Source organism: Kordia algicida OT-1 (assembly GCF_000154725.1).
GTDB classification, from domain to species: domain Bacteria; phylum Bacteroidota; class Bacteroidia; order Flavobacteriales; family Flavobacteriaceae; genus Kordia; species Kordia algicida.
Genome location: NZ_DS544873.1, coordinates 4,571,405 through 4,590,115 on the forward strand (window position 1 = coordinate 4,571,405; position 18,711 = coordinate 4,590,115).

At 36.0% G+C, this 18,711-nt stretch carries 19 protein-coding genes; 7 read left to right on the plus strand and 12 right to left on the minus strand.

All coding sequences use genetic code 11. From position 1 onward, the window contains the following. Positions 1-13 precede the first annotated feature (13 nt). Positions 14-613, plus strand: coding sequence for an acyltransferase (locus KAOT1_RS19580; protein ID WP_040559727.1), 600 nt, complete (start codon positions 14-16; stop codon positions 611-613). A 2-nt stretch (positions 614-615) separates the two neighbouring features. Here KAOT1_RS19580 and KAOT1_RS19585 read toward each other — a convergent pair whose 3' ends face one another. The 6 genes from KAOT1_RS19585 to KAOT1_RS19610 form a co-directional block, all read right to left on the minus strand. After that, positions 616-1,116 carry a hypothetical protein gene (locus KAOT1_RS19585; RefSeq protein WP_007096642.1) on the minus strand — a complete coding sequence of 167 codons (501 nt, stop codon included), beginning with the start codon at positions 1,114-1,116 and terminating at the stop codon, positions 616-618. Between the two features lie 105 nt (positions 1,117-1,221). Beyond that, the gene (locus KAOT1_RS19590; RefSeq protein ID WP_007096643.1) at positions 1,222-1,530 is read right to left on the minus strand and encodes a hypothetical protein; all 309 of its coding nucleotides are present in this window, start codon (positions 1,528-1,530) and stop codon (positions 1,222-1,224) included. Between the two features lie 90 nt (positions 1,531-1,620). Continuing rightward, complete coding sequence (locus tag KAOT1_RS19595) at positions 1,621-2,043, minus strand: hypothetical protein (protein ID WP_007096644.1); 423 nt, start codon at positions 2,041-2,043, stop codon at positions 1,621-1,623. A gap of 11 nt (positions 2,044-2,054) precedes the next feature. Beyond that, entirely contained in the window at positions 2,055-3,008 is a 954-nt protein-coding gene (locus KAOT1_RS19600) for an ATP-grasp domain-containing protein (protein ID WP_007096645.1), read from the minus strand. Positions 3,009-3,061: 53 nt separating this feature from the next. Continuing rightward, positions 3,062-3,472, minus strand: coding sequence for a VOC family protein (locus tag KAOT1_RS19605; protein ID WP_007096646.1), 411 nt, complete (start codon positions 3,470-3,472; stop codon positions 3,062-3,064). A 65-nt stretch (positions 3,473-3,537) separates the two neighbouring features. Further along, the gene (locus KAOT1_RS19610) at positions 3,538-4,008 is read right to left on the minus strand and encodes an Lrp/AsnC family transcriptional regulator (protein ID WP_007096647.1); all 471 of its coding nucleotides are present in this window, start codon (positions 4,006-4,008) and stop codon (positions 3,538-3,540) included. A 198-nt stretch (positions 4,009-4,206) separates the two neighbouring features. On the opposite strand from KAOT1_RS19610, the gene KAOT1_RS19615 reads away from it, so the two are divergent. From KAOT1_RS19615 to KAOT1_RS19625, 3 genes are all read left to right on the plus strand, one after another. Then, a complete protein-coding gene (locus KAOT1_RS19615; protein WP_007096648.1) occupies positions 4,207-5,529 on the plus strand; it encodes a dihydrolipoamide acetyltransferase family protein in 1,323 nt (440 codons plus the stop codon). A 295-nt stretch (positions 5,530-5,824) separates the two neighbouring features. After that, positions 5,825-6,883, plus strand: a complete 1,059-nt coding sequence (locus KAOT1_RS19620) for a branched-chain amino acid aminotransferase (RefSeq protein ID WP_007096649.1) — start codon at positions 5,825-5,827, stop codon at positions 6,881-6,883. Positions 6,884-7,220: 337 nt separating this feature from the next. Further along, entirely contained in the window at positions 7,221-9,293 is a 2,073-nt protein-coding gene (locus KAOT1_RS19625) for an alpha-ketoacid dehydrogenase subunit alpha/beta (protein WP_007096650.1), read from the plus strand. 691 nt (positions 9,294-9,984) lie between these two features. Here KAOT1_RS19625 and KAOT1_RS19630 read toward each other — a convergent pair. The 4 genes from KAOT1_RS19630 to KAOT1_RS23245 form a co-directional block, all read right to left on the minus strand. Next, positions 9,985-10,827, minus strand: a complete 843-nt coding sequence (locus tag KAOT1_RS19630) for a toxin-antitoxin system YwqK family antitoxin (protein WP_007096651.1) — start codon at positions 10,825-10,827, stop codon at positions 9,985-9,987. Between the two features lie 411 nt (positions 10,828-11,238). Next, a complete protein-coding gene (locus tag KAOT1_RS19635) occupies positions 11,239-11,808 on the minus strand; it encodes a DUF4136 domain-containing protein (RefSeq protein ID WP_007096652.1) in 570 nt (189 codons plus the stop codon). 31 nt (positions 11,809-11,839) lie between these two features. Further along, positions 11,840-13,828: a urocanate hydratase gene (locus KAOT1_RS19640; RefSeq protein ID WP_007096653.1), complete on the minus strand. Its 1,989-nt coding sequence runs from the start codon at positions 13,826-13,828 to the stop codon at positions 11,840-11,842. A gap of 137 nt (positions 13,829-13,965) precedes the next feature. Continuing rightward, on the minus strand, positions 13,966-14,118 hold the full coding sequence (locus tag KAOT1_RS23245) for a DUF5522 domain-containing protein (RefSeq protein ID WP_007096654.1): 153 nt from the start codon (positions 14,116-14,118) through the stop codon (positions 13,966-13,968). Positions 14,119-14,569: 451 nt separating this feature from the next. On the opposite strand from KAOT1_RS23245, the gene KAOT1_RS19650 reads away from it, so the two are divergent. From KAOT1_RS19650 to hemL, 3 genes are read left to right on the plus strand one after another with little or no spacing between them, the layout of a single operon-like run. Further along, positions 14,570-15,481 carry a 1-aminocyclopropane-1-carboxylate deaminase/D-cysteine desulfhydrase gene (locus KAOT1_RS19650; RefSeq protein WP_007096656.1) on the plus strand — a complete coding sequence of 304 codons (912 nt, stop codon included), beginning with the start codon at positions 14,570-14,572 and terminating at the stop codon, positions 15,479-15,481. 4 nt (positions 15,482-15,485) lie between these two features. Then, on the plus strand, positions 15,486-16,334 hold the full coding sequence (locus KAOT1_RS19655; RefSeq protein ID WP_007096657.1) for a glucosaminidase domain-containing protein: 849 nt from the start codon (positions 15,486-15,488) through the stop codon (positions 16,332-16,334). 28 nt (positions 16,335-16,362) lie between these two features. After that, the gene (gene hemL, locus KAOT1_RS19660) at positions 16,363-17,649 is read left to right on the plus strand and encodes a glutamate-1-semialdehyde 2,1-aminomutase (RefSeq protein ID WP_007096658.1); all 1,287 of its coding nucleotides are present in this window, start codon (positions 16,363-16,365) and stop codon (positions 17,647-17,649) included. A gap of 100 nt (positions 17,650-17,749) precedes the next feature. Here the strand turns inward: hemL and KAOT1_RS19665 are convergent, their stop codons facing one another. Beyond that, on the minus strand, positions 17,750-18,079 hold the full coding sequence (locus KAOT1_RS19665) for a hypothetical protein (protein ID WP_007096659.1): 330 nt from the start codon (positions 18,077-18,079) through the stop codon (positions 17,750-17,752). Between the two features lie 98 nt (positions 18,080-18,177). Next, complete coding sequence (locus KAOT1_RS19670) at positions 18,178-18,642, minus strand: hypothetical protein (protein WP_007096660.1); 465 nt, start codon at positions 18,640-18,642, stop codon at positions 18,178-18,180. Between the last annotated feature and the right edge of the window lie 69 nt (positions 18,643-18,711).

The following is an 18,711-nucleotide window of genomic DNA, read 5'->3' on the forward strand; positions in this document are numbered from 1 at the left end:
ACGGGAAATGAATATGATTTACAAATTCAAAGGATACATACCAGTGGTGCACGAAAGTAGTTTTGTGCATCCGTTAGCGGCAGTGACAGGAAATGTGATAATTGGAAAAGACTGTTACATTGGTCCAGGTGCGGCGATTCGTGGCGATTGGGGCGAAATTATCTTGGAAGATGGTGTAAATGTGCAGGAAAATTGTACCGTTCACATGTTTCCAGGGAAATCGATTGTATTAAAAGAAAGTGCGCATATTGGTCACGGCGCGATTATTCACGGAGCCAATATTGGCAGAAATGTCTTAGTCGGAATGAACACCGTAATCATGGATGATGCAGAAATTGGAGACGAAAGTATTATTGGTGCCATGGCGTTTGTAAAAGCAAAAACCGTGATTCCAAAACGTAGTTTGGTGGTTGGAAATCCTGCGAAAGTCATTAAGCAAGTTAGTGACGAAATGATTGCTTGGAAAACCAAAGGAACACAGTTGTATCAGCAATTGCCAAAAGATTGTCATGACACGTTGCGTGAAGTTGAACCGTTACGTGAAGTTCCAAAAGAGCGCCCTACGCAGGAAGCGTTTTATGATACGTTGCGTGATTTTATGGAGAAAAAATAGGGTTACTCAGTTTTTGTTACTTCATCATATTTTAATTCGATAATTTTCTTTCTTTTCCTTTTTTGATATTCGACAATCACGAAATTTGGATTTAAGCCTATAATTCTTCCTTCAAGGATATCTTTCTTAATCTTAAAAACAACGTTATCTCCAATTTTAAGTTCAATCTTTGCATTGGCATTTGTCGTAACGTTAACATTGGTTTGTTGAATACCCCAAACATCACCAATTACTTTTACTTTAGCGCCATTATTTTTTACATAAATTTTGGCGTTTCTTAAAAACTCTCCTTCATATTCTTTGGTAAGATTATCAACCGCTTGCTCTAATGCATCATCATTTTTGGACTTTGCGATTGCTTCTACATCTCTTTTTAATAAAACGTATTTTTCGCTATCATCTAAATTTCGATTACTGATTCCTGTTAAATCTCCAATTCTTACATACGATCCGCAAGAAGTTAAGATAATAGATATTGCTACTAAGAAGAATGCTTTTTTCATAATTTTTACAATTGGTTAATTCGCATGTAAAAGTATTTTAATGAAATAAGATATAATTACGGTTTCCCGTATGTTGGTAAAAAATAGTTTTGAGTTTGGAGTTTTTTAATAAAAAGTATAGGAATATCTCGTTGTTGAAACACGTCTGCCTCGAAAAAATATTTCTGTTTTTTCAAGTAAATCATTCGATTTATAAAAATTCTTAAATAAATAATGATCGTCCATACTTTCGCATGGATCACTGAAATAGTCATACTTTTCATTAATTCTACCTTTTTCGTCGTAGCTTATGTTTGTTAAAAAGTAGGTGATAGGTTTTTTATATTGAGCATATTCTGTATTCCAGAATTCAAGTCTACTTTTGTCAAATTCTCTACGTTCTACCAATCTACAAAAAGTATCGTACTCATACAAAATTGTATTTTCGACTTTATAATCTTTGTAATGAACTTCTTTGATTAAATTATCAAGAGCATCATATTCATAGGTTTTATAAGTTTCACTCTAAATACCTTCTTTATCAAGTGTTACAGATTTTATGAGGCGATTCTTTTCATCATAAAAATTTTGAAATTTATTGGCATAATCTGATATGATATTATCATGCTTATCATACGTAGTTTTCATGATGTGAACGTCCGTTGAATCGTATTTACTTTTTCGTATCATTGCAACTTTTCTGTCTTTTTTGTCATATTCATATTCAAAAAAAGATCCTATTCGCTTCCAATTCCATATGATAGTATTACCATTTCTATCGTACGTCGTAGTGGTGGTATTACAACCTTCGTTAGAATTGTTATCAAAGTCTTTTTCCGTAATTGTTTTAACTTTATTGTTCGTTATAGTTTCCTTAGTGATGGAGGACTGTGCATTTGAAAGAAAAAAAGAAAAAACCGCAATAAATAAAGCGTAGTAATTTTTCATAAAAAGTTGTGTTAAACGTCCAACATCCGCAACACCGCTTTTTCATAAATCATTTTCACACGATCGTATTCCTGCGGATTGCTATTTAAGAAATGCTCAATCATTACGCCAGAATTGATTTCCAATACATAAAATTCTCCCAAAGTTGTTTCAATGATATCTACAGAGCAAAACCGAATGTTAATGGCATTTGCAGCTTTTACAGCAAGTGTTGAAATTTTTTTATTTTGAATGATTTCTGCCTGAGCGCCTTCACCCAAATTACTTTTCCAATTGACTTCTATAAGTTCTCCTTTCGGTGGAATGTCACTAAAATTACGCGTTGTTTTTTCAGCAAAAGAAGTAATGACATTGTTTAAAGTTTCGCCTGAAAACTTAGTTTGGAGCAATTCCAATATCGTTTTTGAACCATCAGCTTGCACAAAAGGAATATTTTTCTGATATAATAATTCAACTTCGCCATCTAAAATAACAGCACGATATTCTTTCTTGATATCATAAAAAGGCGACAAACAAATGCTTCTATGTTTCGAAAAAAGTGTGTGGATTGCTTGTTCAAGTTGTATTACAGAATTTACCATAAATACACCATTTCCGCCAGTTCCATTCACAGGTTTGCACACAATTTGCTGATTGTTCTCGTGAAAAAACTTCAAGATATCTTGCCAATTTCCATGACTACCAACATACTTTTCCAAATCAGGATTTAAAAATAATTTATGTTGAACGGTTGCAATAGTTGCCGCTTCTAACAAGTCGGAAGCAGCACTTTTATCGCCTGCAATCATTTTTGAAGTAGAAGAATTCAGCTCAAAATTATACCCGAAAATATGTTTATGGATTCCGTTTTTAGACAATTTCAAAATCCAATCAAAAGAAAAAGAAGTAATCTCAATAGTATGATCTTTTGCAATATCATATACGATTCGGACTAAATTTCGTTGGTTGTTGGGAATGGCGGACATTCAATATGGTTTTAAAAATAAAGGTAATTTAAAGATTAATAAGCAACAATAATTTATCGATAAAAATCGTCTTCATCCACCATCAAAGTGGTTAATTCTACGGTATGTCCGTCTAAGTCTTTGGTGTAAATAGAATGAAAATAATGATGATCTTGAAACGTATAATCTAATGCTAAACTCTCATAATGCTTTCGCACTTTTGTGAATGCTTCATTGCTCACTTGAAATGCAAAATGGTCTATCTTTACATTCTTGGAAGTTGGTGCTAATTCAGGATCACTCAAAGTTGCAGGAAACAAAGCAATTCCTGTTTTCCCTGATAGCATGAAAATAGGAAATTCGCCCCATTTTGGAAGTTGATAGCGTTTCAAACCCAATACTTGCTCATACCAAGCCACAGAAGCGTTCATATCATTTACACGAATCGCAACATGATCTAAAAAATCCAATTTAAAATCTACCATATCAATTACAATATATTGTCATTCCTATCTATGCGGGAATCCATTACGTTTTTTACGAAAAAAGATCATTCTAATTCTTCCAAATTCAATTCATGCGTCTGTTTTCCTTTCGACAGCGCAATATAACTCTGCACACTTCCCAAATACGGAAGCAGCGTTAATTTAGTAATAATAAATTTCTCGTATGCTTCTACATCTGCAACGACTAACTTTAACAAATAATCAAAATTCCCTGTCACACGATGACATTCTACCACTTCGGGAAACTCATTAATCTGCTTTACAAACTTTTCCAAATAACTGCGTGTATGTCCTTGTAAAGTAATTCCAATAAAAACGGTTTGTTTCAAACCTAATTTCTTAGCATTTAAAAGCGCAACATAATCATCAATATAGCCTTCTTTTTCAAGTTTTTTAATCCGTTCAAAAACTGGCGTGGTGGACATTTGTAAATCCTCCGCCAAACTTTTGGTTGTGCGATTGCTATTCTCTTGAAGTAACTTTAAAATCTTTAAGTCAATGTGATCTAACTTCATAAGTATTCAGATAAAAATTTTATAAAAACTGTATCAAACAGCTTCTAAAAGAAAAAAATATAATTAAAAATCAAAAATAAAGAAAAAAACACTGCTAATAAGAATCAGTTGTAGTGTATTTGCGTTAAGAAAGCTTAAAAATAGTATTTTTGTTCGTTTTTTGTTGCAAAGCAAAAAGTAAAACTAAAATACACGCTCATGCCAATAGTACCCTTGAAATTGCCCAAAATGGGAGAAAGTATCTCAGAAGCTACCATCATAAGTTGGTTAAAAAATGTGGGAGATACCATTGAAATTGAAGAAACTATTTTAGAAGTTGCCACAGACAAAGTTGATTCTGAAGTGCCGTCACCATGCACAGGAGTCATCACTGAAATTCGTTTTCAAGCTAACGATGTTGTGCCAATTGGAGAAATAATTGCACTAATTGACGCTACTGAAACATCGAATACAGCACAAGAAATATCGAATGAAGAAGTAAAAAACGAAACTGTAAAATCACCACAAGTTACAAATACATCTTCTTCAAACAATTTAGAATTCAAAACTCAGAATTCAGAATTTATCAGAAATCCAGATGCGTTCCTATCGCCATTAATCGTAAGTATTGCGAAAAAAGAAAACATGACGATTGAAGAAGTACAAAGCATACCAGGAACTGGCGCTGAAGGTCGTATCCGCAAAAGCGATGTATTTAACTATCTAAAAAATAGAACCTATCCATTAGCGAGTCGTCCGCAAATACAAGCACAAACACAACAACCAAAAAGCAGTTACAATCCGCCACCAATCAAATATGTGGAAGGACATGACACTGTGGTAGAAATGGATCGCATGCGTAAAATGATCGCCGATCACATGGTGTATTCCAAACACACATCGCCTCACGTAACTGCGTATATTGAAATTGATGTAACAAATATGGTCAATTGGAGAAATGCCAACAAAGCACCTTTTCAAGAAAAATATGGTGAGCGATTAACTTTTACACCATTATTCGTAGAAGCGGTAGCAAAAGCGGTAATCGATTTTCCAGGCATCAACGCTTCGGTTTCAGAAGATGGAAAAAAAATCATAGAACGTAAAGACATCAACATCGGAATGGCAACCGCATTACCAAGTGGAAATCTCATAGTTCCTGTGGTAAAAAATGCAGACGAAAAAAATCTAAAAGGATTGGCTGCTGAGGTAAACCATTTGGCAAACGCTTCTCGCGAAAACAAACTTAAACCAGAAGAAATTCAAGGAAGTACATTCACCATTTCAAACGTAGGAACCTTTGGAAGTTTGATGGGAACACCAATCATCAATCAGCCAGAAGTCGCAATCTTAGCATTAGGAATCATCAAAAAACGTCCTGAAGTTATCACAACCGATAAAGGAGATGAAATCGCCATCAGAAGTATGATGTATCTATCACTCTCTTTCGATCACCGAGTTGTTGATGGTTATCTTGGTGGATCATTCCTAAGAAAAGTAGGAGACTACCTAGAAGCATTTGATCCGAAACGGAAAATATAACACTTGAACTCGACTCAAATTTGAAACTAAAACGTCACTTCGAGTGATTTTATGTCATATCGAGCGCAGTCGAGATAGATAGAAAATTGTATCGAGAAGTACTTTGAAATTAAAAATTATAAACGCTAAATGTTGAATTTTAAATTAAAAATCAAGAAAAATTAGAGTTAATACAAAATTAAGAGTAATCTAAGCAACTAAAATAGTTTCAGAGTTTATAAGTTGAATATTTATGTTTTGATTTAAAATATAACGTAAACAAATTAACACACAACACACAACATACAACACACAAATGACACACAACATACACATCACGAAAGCTACTGAATCAAACGTTTCAAAGCTAGATTTTAACAACATACCACTCGGAAGAACTTTTACAGATCACATGTTTATCTGTTCGTACGAAGATGGTGCATGGCAAACTCCCAAAATTCAACCTTTGGGAATGATTCCAACGCATCCAGCAGCAATGGCATTGCACTACGGACAAGCTATTTTTGAAGGAATGAAAGCTACGGTAAATGCAGCAGGAGAACCGTTACTATTTCGTCCAGAACAAAACGCAAAGCGCTTAAACTTTAGCGCGCGTCGTATGGGAATGCCAGAATTTCCAGAAGACTTATTCGTAGAAGGACTCAAAAAAATAGTCGATATGGAACGCGGTTGGATTCCGCCACAAGAAGGAAGCGCCTTGTACTTACGTCCGTTTATGTACGCTACCGAACCTTTTATCGGAATGCGTGCCGCAACAAGCTATCACTTTATCATCATAGCATCGCCAGCAGGTCCGTTTTTTACAAAACGCATCAAACTATATGCAGAAACCAAATACATTCGTGCGGCAGAAGGTGGAACAGGAGAAGCAAAAGCAGCAGGAAACTATGCAGCAGCCATTCGTCCCACAGAAATTGCAAAATCCAAAGGATTCGATCAAGTATTGTGGCTAGATGCGCATGAATTCAACTTCATTCAAGAAGTTGGAACCATGAACATCTTTTTCAAAATCAACGGAAAATTTATCACGCCAAGTTTAGATGGTGCTATCTTAGATGGAATCACACGTAAAAGTGTTATTACGATCTTGGAAGACAATGGTTACGAAGTGGAGCAGCGACCAATCAAGCTTGACGAAATCAAAGAAGCTTCGGCAAACGGAACACTCGAAGAAGCTTTTGGTACGGGAACTGCGGTCGGAATCGCAATGATTCAGGCAATTGGTCACAAAGATGAAGAAATTCACGTATCTGACGAAAGTCCTGTAGGGCAAATGGTTATGGACACCATCAACGGAGTTCGTGCAGGAAAACTAGAAGACAAACACAACTGGATGGTTTCGGTTGTAGCATAAAATTTTTTTGGGCGTTTCCTAAAGGTCACGCTTTCGGCTATATCTTTTTTTTAAAAAAAGGATGCCACCTCAATCGCTAACGCCAAAGTTCCCATGAAAATGGGAATATAGTATTGAGTATTGAGATGTTAGTATTGAGAAGTTTTAAACAAAAATCATCATGCCGAGCTTGACTCAGTGTTACATAAAACGGAGCATAACAAAACGTCACTTCGAGTTAATTTGCAAAGCAAATTAGTATCGAGAAGTACTTTGAAGTAAAATGTATAAAAAATAAGAGGCATTAGTTGTGAAACGCTCTCAATTCTCACTACTAAAATCTCACTACTATAAAGACATGAACAAAGAAACACTACAAAAAGGATTCTCATTACTTTGCACAGCCAAAGCAATGGCAACACTATACGAAGATAACTTCAAGCAAGTTTCAAAATATGTACATGCCACTTCGCGCGGACACGAAGCCATTCAATGCGCCGTGGGAATGCAATTACTCCCACAAGATTATGCATTTCCATACTACCGTGACGATGCCATGTTACTCTCTATCGGAATGCGTCCGTATGACTTAATGTTGCAATTACTAGCAAAGAAAGACGATCCATTTTCTGGTGGAAGAACGTATTACTCACATCCAAGTTTACGTGAAACAGACAAACCTAAAATTCCGCATCAATCTTCAGCAACGGGAATGCAAACCATTCCAGCGACAGGTGTTGCCATGGGAATGAAATACAAAGAAATTCAAGGAATTGAAGATCAAGCGGCAAAAGATTCTCCTTTTGATGATACACGCGATTTAAATCCAATAACCGTTTGTTCGTTAGGTGATGCATCGGTTACCGAAGGAGAAATCGCAGAAGCGTTTCAAATGGCAGCTTTAAAGCAATTGCCAATCTTATACTTAGTACAAGATAATGGCTGGGATATTTCAGCGAATGCCGCAGAAACTAGAGCGCAAAATGCTGCGGAATATGCAGAAGGTTTCAAAGGTTTGGATGCCGTTTCTATTGATGGAGCAAATTTCATTGAAAGCTACGAAACGCTCAAAAAGGTTATCAAAACCATTCGTGATGAACGTCGCCCAATCTTAGTACATGCAAAAGTTCCATTACTCAATCATCATACTTCTGGTGTGCGTATGGAATGGTATCGTGACGATTTGGAAGAAGCACGTTCACGCGATCCGTATCCAGTCATCAAACAACAATTACTAGATCATGGCTTTTCAGCGGAAGCTGTAGATAAAATAGAAGCAGACGCTATCGCACAAGTAAAAACAGATTTTCAAGAAGCCTTAAAAGCAGAAGACCCAACACCAGCAGATTTATTTACTCATGACTTTGCACCAACGCCTGTCACAGCAGAAGTAGGAGAGCGCAGTCCGGAACGAGAAGAAAAAGTCGTGATGGTTGATTGTGCTTTATTCGCCGTTGAAGAACTCATGCGCGAACACAAAGAATGTTTGTTATACGGACAAGATGTTGGTGGACGTTTGGGAGGTGTTTTTAGAGAAGCTGCAACTTTAGCACAAAAATTTAGTGACGATCGTGTATTCAATACACCAATTCAGGAAGCCTTTATTGTTGGTTCAACCGTAGGAATGAGCGCAGTTGGGTTAAAACCAATTGTAGAAGTACAGTTTGCCGATTATATTTGGCCAGGACTTAATCAATTATTTACAGAAGTTAGTCGTTCGTGCTACTTATCTAACGGAAAATGGCCAGTTTCTATGATTCTTCGTGTACCAATTGGTGCGTATGGAAGTGGCGGACCGTATCATTCTTCCTCCGTAGAATCTGTCTTAACTAATATTAGAGGAATAAAAATTGCTTATCCAAGTAACGGAGCCGATCTAAAAGGGTTGATGAAAGCGGCATATCACGATCCAAATCCTGTCGTAATCTTAGAGCACAAAGGATTGTATTGGTCAAAAGTACCAGGAACCAAAGGCGCAACTTCAATTGAACCTTCAGAAGATTATATGTTGCCTTTTGGAAAAGCAAACGTATTGCAAGAAATCTGGAAGCAAGACGAAAAAGAGACCATGACCGTCATTACCTACGGAATGGGAACACATTGGGCAATGAATGCTTCGGAAGGACAACGTGAACACATAGAAATCATTGATTTGCGTACCTTATTTCCATTGGATGAAGAAACGATCATTGAATCTGTAAAGAAAACAGGAAAATGTTTAGTCGTAACAGAAGAACCTGTAAATAATTCTTTTGCACGTTCCATTGCTGGAATGATTCAGGAAAAATGTTTCAAATATTTAGATGCGCCAGTGATGGTCATCGGTTCAGAAAATATGCCGGCTATTCCTTTAAATAGTACTTTAGAGCAAACGATGATTCCATCTACGAAGAAAGTAAAAGCGAAAATTGATGAGTTGATGAAATATTAATGAATTAGTGTAGCAATTTTCTAATGTAATAATGAGTTGATTTGATGATTTGAAAATTGGCTAATTTGAAAATGTGATTGAAGTCGAAATTCAACTTGAATTTGAATTATTTCATGGCTAACTTTTGAAACGTCTTTGTGATTTCCAATTTGATAGGAGAGTGATAATCTGTTTCTTCAAATAGCAATAATACTTTATGATAGGCAGATTACCACGTCGCTACCGCTCCTCGTAAAGACGTATTGAATTTGAAATTGAGAAATACCAAAAAGCAAAGTTGAGTCTAAAATTTTAGGTATTAGGTATTAGTCAAGTTCTAAGAGTAATTGGAAATTCAAACTAAAATACGAACATACTAGGAGCGAAGCGATACTTAAATTTTAATGTGGCAATTTGAAAATGTATCAATTAGTTTCAAACAACATTCAAATTTGTCTTAGAAGCAACCTTGAATCATTAAATTTTTTAAATCCTTGAATTAAGCGAAGCGAAAAGAATAGGCATTAGTTTTTGGACATTAGGTATTAGTCAAGTTCTAAGAGTAATTGGAAATTCAAACAAAAAAGCGTTATTAATGTGGTAATTTGAAAATTTGGAAATGTATCAATTCGTTTCAAACAACATTCAAATTTGTCTTAGAAACAATGTTGAATCATTGAATTTTTAAATCCTTGAATTGAGCGAAGCGAGCCTAATTCACAATCGTCTTAATCAACTTATCATTCCTATAAATATATTGTTCTGTAACCTTTCCATTTTCATCGTAAATTGTGTATTCACCATGAAAAAGTCCGTGTTTATAATAGTATTCTTCTTTTAGTGTACCATTTTCATAATATTCTTTCCATGGACCTTCTGCCAAGCCTTTATCACGATAAATTCCTTCAATTTCTATGGCTCCTGATTCGTAATACGTGGTACTTTTTCCAAACTTTAAACCGTTTTTATAGTTATCAACGAATTTTTTATTTCCATTTGGGTAATAATAAATATTTTCTCCATCTACAATCTTCCCGCGTTTATACTCTGTTCGATAATGCAATGCGCCACCACTGTGAAATTCCTCACTAATTCCATGTTTTTTTCCATTTACAAATCGGTCAATACCAAGCACTTCTCCATCTACATGAAAGCGATATTTCATGCCTTGCAACACGCCGTTTTTATATTGAGAAACTGCTTTAAATTGTTTTTCAGGATCAAAAGTAAACCATAAACCATCACGCTTCCCATTTTTTAAAATACCGAAACTCTCCTCTAGAATTTGTCCTTTTGACAACGGATCGTATTTCTTCTCTACAGAAACTTGTGATGGTGCTACTTTCTTCTTTTTCCCGTTCTCATAAAAAAACGTTTTGTGTTTTCCGTTTCGCTTAAAGCGGAAAAATAGTCCTTCTTTCTCTCCATTTTGTATCGTCCCAATTTCTTTTACACGATTCTTCCGATCAAGTTTGATGTGAAAATCATTTTGTGCACTAGAAAAGTTAGTAAATACAAAGAAAATAGCGAATGTGAAAATTACTTTTTGAATCATAAAGAGTACATGAATTTTGAAAAGTAAAGATATAAAAATGTGAAATAAGAAAGCTATAATAAAAACTTAAAACCTATTGTTAGGCCTCACTTATGGCTTAATTTTTTGAGTTTACAAGCTATTATTTTTTGAAAAATGACAGGTTTATGAGCTTAATTGAAAATAATAAAACTTACTTTTTGTAAGATTTCATAGTCAAAAAACAGCAATAATAAGTACATTTTTACTTTTTATAAAAAGCAGCGGAGGTTTGGGAAGAAAGCAACGGAGGAAATGTATAAAAGTAGCGGAGGTTTTACTTAAAAGTACCGCTGCAAATTATTTTTCCTGCGGTGAAAAAATAAGGTAAAAGCATAAAAAAACCTCAAAGTTTTACCTTTGAGGTTCTTTTTCATATGTGAAGTATGTTGTCTATTTTGCGTCTGCTACAGGCGGATATTCCTTCATGATTTCTGCTACAAACTCTTGGATACGCTGATCTTTTCGTTCCATACTACGGCTGTTTAAGTTTCCAGTACCGCGTCCTTGCCATACCAACTCTTTTTGTTTTGTATCAATCAAATCGATATATAAAACACCATCAGTACGTGTGGTTACGGTATTCATACCGCCGCCCCACATCCAAGGACTCCAGCCCCAGCCGCCCCAGCCGCCGCCCCAGCCAAATCCCCAACCGCCAAAAGCGTTGTTGTTGACATTGATGCGTTTGTTAGCTTTGGTCATAATGTTTACTAAAAGATCTGGGTTTTCAGATTTTACAAATCCACGTGCAATCATTTCTTTTTCTATAGAACGTAAAATTCTTTTCTTATCTAAGTCTGAAATTTCAGCTTGGTCAATTCCTGTTTTATAAAACGCAAATGTTTTATAAGAATTAAAGTCTGCTTCTTGATCGTAATCGGCAACTACTCTGACCGAAACACAAGAAGTAACGAGAAGTAGTAATGCAACTACCGGAAAAAGTAATTTAATTTTTTTCATATCACTGCTTTTTTTGGGTTACTATTTATTTTTAGTTCAACAAAGCATCATCTACAATATTGGGAAGTGTTACTTTTAAATTTGGTTCTACTTCCATAGCGCGTTTTATCGCAAAAATTGCTTCTTCATTTCGTGCCCAACTGCGTCTTGCGATTCCGTTGTTTACATCCCAAAAAAGCATTGAATGTAATCGTCTTGATGCTTCTTTACTACCATCAAGAACCATGCCGAAGCCACCATTAATAACTTCGCCCCAACCAACGCCACCACCGTTGTGAATGGATACCCAAGTGGCACCTCTGAAGCTATCGCCAATAACATTATGAATTGCCATATCTGCCGTGAATTTTGAGCCATCATAAATGTTTGAGGTTTCACGATATGGCGAATCTGTTCCTGAAACGTCATGATGATCGCGCCCTAAAATCACAGGTCCAATATCGCCACGCTCAATAGCTTCATTGAAAGCTTGTGCAATTTTCATACGTCCTTCCGAATCAGCATAGAGGATTCTAGCTTGCGAACCAACGACCAATTTATTTTCTTGTGCGCCTTTTATCCAACGAATATTATCTGCCATTTGCTGCTGAATTTCCGTTGGTGAAACTTTCATAATTTCTTCCAAGACTTCACAAGCAATTTGATCTGTTTTGGCTAAATCTTCTGGTTTTCCAGATGCACAAACCCAACGGAAAGGTCCAAAACCATAATCGAAACACATTGGTCCCATAATGTCTTGCACATAACTTGGGTATTTGAAATCGATTCCATTTTCTGCCATGACATCCGCACCAGCGCGTGAAGCTTCTAGCAAAAATGCATTGCCGTAATCAAAAAAGTAGGTTCCTTTTGCAGTATGTTTGTTTACAGTTGCAGCGTGTCTGCGCAACGTTTCTTGTATTTTTTCTTTAAAAAGTTCAGGGTTGTTCGCCATCATCTCGTTAGATTCCTCATAGGAAAGCCCGATAGGATAATAACCGCCAGCCCAAGGATTGTGTAGCGAAGTTTGATCGCTTCCCAAATCGACATACACATTTTCTGCATCAAATTTTTCCCAAACATCTACAATGTTTCCTTGGTATGCGATGGAAACTACTTCTTTTTTTGCCTTTGCGGAATTGACTCTAGTTACCAATTCATCCAAATCATGGATTACTTCATCAACCCAACCTTGTGAATGACGTGTTTCGGTAGCTTTCGGATTTACTTCTGCACACACCGTGATGCAACCTGCAATGTTTCCTGCTTTTGGTTGCGCACCGCTCATTCCGCCCAATCCAGCGGTAACAAATAGTTTTCCTTCCAAACCTTCACCATTTTTGGAAATTTTTCGTCCGCCGTTTAATACCGTAATTGTTGTTCCGTGTACAATTCCTTGCGGTCCGATATACATGTAACTTCCTGCGGTCATTTGCCCGTATTGTGTCACGCCAAGTGCATTAAATTTTTCCCAGTCATCAGGTTGTGAGTAGTTTGGAATCATCATTCCGTTGGTAACTACAACTCTTGGAGCATCTTTATGCGAAGGAAATAAGCCGAGTGGATGACCAGAATACATCACCAAAGTTTGTTCTTCGTTCATTTCAGCCAAATACTGCATTACCAATAAGTATTGTGCCCAGTTTTGGAATACGCCACCATTTCCGCCGTAGGTTATCAATTCATGCGGATGTTGCGCTACGGCATAATCCAAATTGTTTTGAATCATCAACATGATTGCTTTTGCTTGTGTTGATTTTCCTGGATATTCGTTTATAGGACGCGCGTACATTTTATAATCAGGACGAAAACGATACATATAGATTCTTCCATAGGTTTCGAGTTCGTTTTTAAATTCGGGCAATAAAACTTCGTGATGTTTTTTGTCAAAGTAACGTAGTGCATTTCGCAATGCAAGTTTCTTTTCTTCGGGCGATAATATTTCTTTACGCTTTGGTGCGTGATTGATCGTTGGATCGTATGGTTTTGGATTGGGTAATTCGGTTGGAATTCCTTGTAAAATATGTTCTTGTACTGTCATTTTTTAAATTAATTGTATAGTTATTCATTATTGTAAAAGCATGTATGTTTCAATACATACTAAGGATAGCGAATATCTACACGATGAAATTGTGCAGTAGCTTTTTTATATTTCATAAAGATAAGATCCATGAAAATTTATTTTCTTTTTTTATTAAATCCGTACGGACAATGTCTGCAACCGCTTTCACAACAATAGCCTCTTTTGAGGTGAAATTGCGCTGTAAACACTTTGTAACCTTCGGGCGAAAGATAAAAATCGCCTTCTTCAATGGGAATTAATTTCTTCATTTCTACAAAGGTACTTAAATTGGCTCAAATTTTGAATGGCTATTGTTATGGTTTTTGTGTCAAAATATTTAGTGCCAATAGGTTTTCGTGGAATTACTTTGTTTCCTTTTATCTTTTTGCGATCTGCGAAAGATAAAGAAAACCATGTTTTGATGCATCATGAACGGATTCATTTGCGACAACAACGAGAATTGTTAGTACTACCTTTTTATTTTTTGTATTTGTTAGAATGGTTGATACGACTGTGTATTTATCGAGACAGATACACTGCCTATCGTACATTAAGTTTTGAGCAAGAAGCGTATATAAACGAAAGAGATTTGGATTATTTGAAGAACCGAAAGTTGTTTCAATTTTTGCGGTATATGTGGTAGAAATTTTTTATTGTACATTTTTTGTCAGGAAAAAAGTAAAAGTAATTTCCAAATTTTACGGTATTTTTGTATGCTGAATGCAGTTTGAAACAGAAAATATACCCATACAAGAAGTTACACTAAACTTTACTACAAATGTGCGCTTATTTGTAAAGCGAGAAGATGTAATTCATCCGTTTGTTTCTGGGAATAAATTCAGGAAACTCAAGTACAATCTGGCGAAAGCCAAAAAAGAAAAACACAATACATTATTGACTTTTGGTGGCGCATTTTCCAATCATATTGCAGCAGTTGCCGCCGCAGGAAAGTTACACGGATTCAACACTATCGGCATTATTAGAGGAGAAGAATTAATCCACAAAATTGACAGCAATCCAACCTTAAAGTTTGCTCAGAAAAACGGCATGCAGTTTAAATTTGTGACACGTGAAGTGTATCGCGAAAAAACAGCTGAAACATTTTTAGCACAATTAACGGACGAGTTTGGACGTTTCTATAATATTCCAGAAGGCGGAACGAATGCATTAGCGGTTCAAGGTTGTGCTGAAATTATCACGGAAAACGAACAAAAATTTGATACAGTTTGTTGTGCTGTAGGAACTGGCGGAACAATCGCAGGAATTTGCAATGGCGCGTTTTCACACCAACAAATACTAGGTTTTCCAGCATTGAAAGGTGATTTTTTAGCAGCAGAAATTTCAAAACTCACGAACAAACGAAATTGGAAGTTGATAACTGATTATCATTTTGGCGGATACGGGAAAGTTTCAGACAAATTGGTCACGTTTATCAATCAATTTAAACAACAAACAAACATTCCGCTAGATCCAATTTACACAGGAAAAATGCTTTATGGAATCATAGATTTGATTAAAAATGGACATTTTGCCAAACAAAACCGTATTTTAGCAATTCATTCTGGTGGTTTGCAAGGAATTGAAGGGATGAACCAGAAATTACAACGAAAAGGACAAAAAACGATCGAATAAGCAAATGAAGAAACAACTTATTTATACACTTTTGGGTTTATTGATTTTATCGAGTTGCGGAACACAAAAACGTGTTTCTAAAACGAAAAAACGAACAAAGAAAACTACGCGTGTTGTCAAAACTACAACACCTAAAAAAGAACCTGTTGTGGTGGAAACTACTCCTGAAGTACCTGAAAAAACACCAAAATCAGTTAAAAATTCTAACAAGAGCGCGACGGTCGTATATATTGAAACGTATAGCGAAGTGGCTAAAAAAGAAATGGAACTTCACGGAATTCCTGCAAGTATTACGCTAGCACAAGGAATTTTGGAATCAGGTTCTGGAAAAGGTGAGTTGACCATGCGTTCTAACAATCATTTCGGTATCAAATGTCACCGAGGTTGGAAAGGACAACGCGTGTATCATGATGATGATGAAGATCAGGAATGTTTTAGAAAATATGCCAATCCTGCATATTCCTTTACCGATCACTCATTGTTTTTAACGGGAAGATCGCGTTATGCAAGTTTGTTTAAATTGCCAAAAGACGATTATAAAGGTTGGGCAAAAGGATTGAAAAAGGCAGGATACGCAACCGATCGTAAATATCCTAAAAAACTCATCGCATTGATTGAACGGTACGAATTGTATAAATATGATGCTGAAGTTTTAGGGAAAAAACCTGAAGATGCTAAAAAAGTAACGACACATAACGATCGTTACACAGTTTCAAAAGGTGATACATTGTACAGTATTGCTAGAAAACACAAGATAACTGTCGCAAAATTAAAATCTTTAAACGGACTTGAAAGCAATGAAATTTTTGTGGGACAAGTATTGTTTGTAAAACCACTTCCAAAAGATTTTTAGTCAAATAAAAAAAATAGAACATACAGACATGGAATATAAACGTAGCAGTGCGTTATTTGCGGAAGCACAAAAAGTGATTCCTGGCGGTGTAAATTCACCTGTTCGTGCATTTAAAGCCGTTGGTGGCACGCCAATTTTTGTAAAAGAAGCAAAAGGAGCTTACATTATTGATGAAGATGATAAGCAATATATAGAATATATTAATTCTTGGGGACCGATGATTTTGGGTCACGCACACAAACCTGTGATTGATGCTGTTGTGGAGAAAGCCAAGAAAGGAACTTCCTTTGGAATGCCAACCGAAATTGAAACGAAAATTGCTGAATTGGCAGTTTCTATGGTGCCAAATATCGATATGATTCGCTTTGTAAATAGCGGAACAGAAGCGTGTATGAGCGCCGTTCGTTTGGCAAGAGGTTACACAGGGAAAGATAAAATGATAAAATTTGCAGGTTGTTATCACGGACATAGCGATGCCTTTTTAATTCAAGCAGGAAGCGGTGCTGTGACTTTTGGAAGTCCAAACAGTCCAGGTGTCACCCAAGGAACTGCAAAAGATACCTTACTAGCACGTTACAATGATTTGGAAAATGTAAAAGAAATTATTTTACAAAATGAAGGCGAAATTGCCTGTATTATCATTGAACCTGTTGCAGGAAATATGGGTTGTATTCCGCCTGTCGCAGGATTTTTAGAAGGTTTGCGCGCATTGTGTGACGAACATAATATTTTGCTGGTTTTTGATGAAGTGATGACTGGTTTCCGATTGGCAAAAGGTGGCGTGCAAGAATTACTTGGCATACACGCAGATATTGTTTGCTTTGGAAAAGTGATTGGTGGCGGATTGCCCGTTGGAGCTTTTGCCGCACGCAAAGAAATTATGAGTTATTTGGCGCCGTTAGGACCAGTATATCAAGCAGGAACTTTGAGTGGAAATCCGCTCGCAATGGCAGCAGGATTGGCAATGTTGGAAGAATTGAATGCGAAAGATGAAATATTTACAAGCTTGCAAAAGAAAACTGAATATTTACACAAAGGAATTGCTGAGGTGTTGACAGCCGCAAACGTAACGCATCAAATTAATAGAATTGGTTCCATGATTTCCGTACATTTCTGTGAAGAACCTGTAATTGATTTTGCGTCTTCTGCCAAAGGAAACAACGATTCGTTTAAGAAGTTTTTCCACGGATTGTTAGACAAAGGAATTTACATTGCGCCATCGGCTTTTGAAACTTGGTTTTTATCAGATGCGTTGTCGTATGAAGATTTAGACAAAACAATTCAAGCAGTAAAAGAAGTTGCTGGAGAATTGTAAATATGTTGCTTAGACATTTTATTTAAAAAATAAACTCATAAAAAAACTCGGCAATTTGCCGAGTTTTTCTTTTATGTTTTGTGGAGAGGATTTATGATTCTTAACCTCGTCCTCTTTCTAATTTTTGCTGACGTTCTTTGTCTTTCACAAAACTAGCTTTGAATTTTTTCTGTTGTCCAGGTTCTAAAATAGTGCTGATTTGACTTCTTACTTTATCTAAAGCAATTTCGGTATCAACGCGATTTTCTTTTACATACGCTAAATAAATCGTGTAAACTTGTTTCACTTGCGCATCAGAAAGCTCTATTTTTTTCGCTAGTTCTAGGGTTTTCATTTTTGCTTTAATTTCAGGAGTTTCCTGCGCTGTAGCAGTGTTCATTCCTAAAAATAAAATACATACAAAAGTAAGTAGTGTAATATATTTTTTCATAACTGTTGGTTGGTGTTAGCTAAATAATAACTCAATATTACTAAAATTGTCTAGAAATAACAAAAAAGAGAAGCTTTTTAACTTCTCTTTCTTCGTGTTTACTGCTTTCTACCTTTGTGCTTTCCCTTCTTTCCTTTTTTGCCTTTTCCTCTGCGGGCTTGCATTTTCTCCCATCTTTCGTATTGTTCAGTCGAAAGAATCTTCTTCATACTTTTCTTGTATGCAATTTTGGCATCCATGCGTTCATTCAGCATTTGGTAGCGTTCTTCAGCAGTAGGTTTTTCTCCTTTTTCTTTTTTTGCTTTGTGTGCTTCTCTTTTCGCTTTGCGTGTTTTAGCAACTTCGGTATTTAAAGCTAAAATTTGTTGTTGTTGATTATCTGATAAATCTAAAGCTAATGTCAACTTCTTTGTCTGTAACGTTGCTTGTTGTTCAGGAGTCAAATCTTGCATAAAATCCTTCTTCATTTCCTTTCGTTCTTTTCTATCTTTGCGATCGTGACCTTCTTGTGCAACTGCATTTAAAGTACATAATATCGCCAATGCATAAATGATTTTTTTCATGTGTTTTATTCTTTTAAATATTTGCTTCTAGGACTTTTGTAATTGGAAAAGGTTTAATAAAATTTTCTT

Excerpts from the sequence above, each read along its gene's own strand:
- KAOT1_RS19615 (WP_007096648.1), top strand. The coding sequence starts at position 4,207 with ATGCCAATAGTACCCTTGAAATTGCCCAAAATGGGAGAAAGTATCTCA.
- KAOT1_RS19650 (WP_007096656.1), top strand. The coding sequence starts at position 14,570 with ATGCAGTTTGAAACAGAAAATATACCCATACAAGAAGTTACACTAAAC.
- hemL (WP_007096658.1), top strand. The coding sequence starts at position 16,363 with ATGGAATATAAACGTAGCAGTGCGTTATTTGCGGAAGCACAAAAAGTG.
- KAOT1_RS19670 (WP_007096660.1), bottom strand. The coding sequence starts at position 18,642 with ATGAAAAAAATCATTTATGCATTGGCGATATTATGTACTTTAAATGCA.
- KAOT1_RS19585 (WP_007096642.1), bottom strand. The coding sequence starts at position 1,116 with ATGAAAAAAGCATTCTTCTTAGTAGCAATATCTATTATCTTAACTTCT.
- KAOT1_RS19655 (WP_007096657.1), top strand. The coding sequence starts at position 15,486 with ATGAAGAAACAACTTATTTATACACTTTTGGGTTTATTGATTTTATCG.
- KAOT1_RS23245 (WP_007096654.1), bottom strand. The coding sequence starts at position 14,118 with ATGAAGAAATTAATTCCCATTGAAGAAGGCGATTTTTATCTTTCGCCC.
- KAOT1_RS19625 (WP_007096650.1), top strand. The coding sequence starts at position 7,221 with ATGAACAAAGAAACACTACAAAAAGGATTCTCATTACTTTGCACAGCC.
- KAOT1_RS19635 (WP_007096652.1), bottom strand. The coding sequence starts at position 11,808 with ATGAAAAAAATTAAATTACTTTTTCCGGTAGTTGCATTACTACTTCTC.
- KAOT1_RS19665 (WP_007096659.1), bottom strand. The coding sequence starts at position 18,079 with ATGAAAAAATATATTACACTACTTACTTTTGTATGTATTTTATTTTTA.
- KAOT1_RS19595 (WP_007096644.1), bottom strand. The coding sequence starts at position 2,043 with ATGAAAAATTACTACGCTTTATTTATTGCGGTTTTTTCTTTTTTTCTT.
- KAOT1_RS19640 (WP_007096653.1), bottom strand. The coding sequence starts at position 13,828 with ATGACAGTACAAGAACATATTTTACAAGGAATTCCAACCGAATTACCC.
- KAOT1_RS19620 (WP_007096649.1), top strand. The coding sequence starts at position 5,825 with ATGACACACAACATACACATCACGAAAGCTACTGAATCAAACGTTTCA.
- KAOT1_RS19630 (WP_007096651.1), bottom strand. The coding sequence starts at position 10,827 with ATGATTCAAAAAGTAATTTTCACATTCGCTATTTTCTTTGTATTTACT.
- KAOT1_RS19600 (WP_007096645.1), bottom strand. The coding sequence starts at position 3,008 with ATGTCCGCCATTCCCAACAACCAACGAAATTTAGTCCGAATCGTATAT.
- KAOT1_RS19605 (WP_007096646.1), bottom strand. The coding sequence starts at position 3,472 with ATGGTAGATTTTAAATTGGATTTTTTAGATCATGTTGCGATTCGTGTA.
- KAOT1_RS19610 (WP_007096647.1), bottom strand. The coding sequence starts at position 4,008 with ATGAAGTTAGATCACATTGACTTAAAGATTTTAAAGTTACTTCAAGAG.
- KAOT1_RS19580 (WP_040559727.1), top strand. The coding sequence starts at position 14 with ATGATTTACAAATTCAAAGGATACATACCAGTGGTGCACGAAAGTAGT.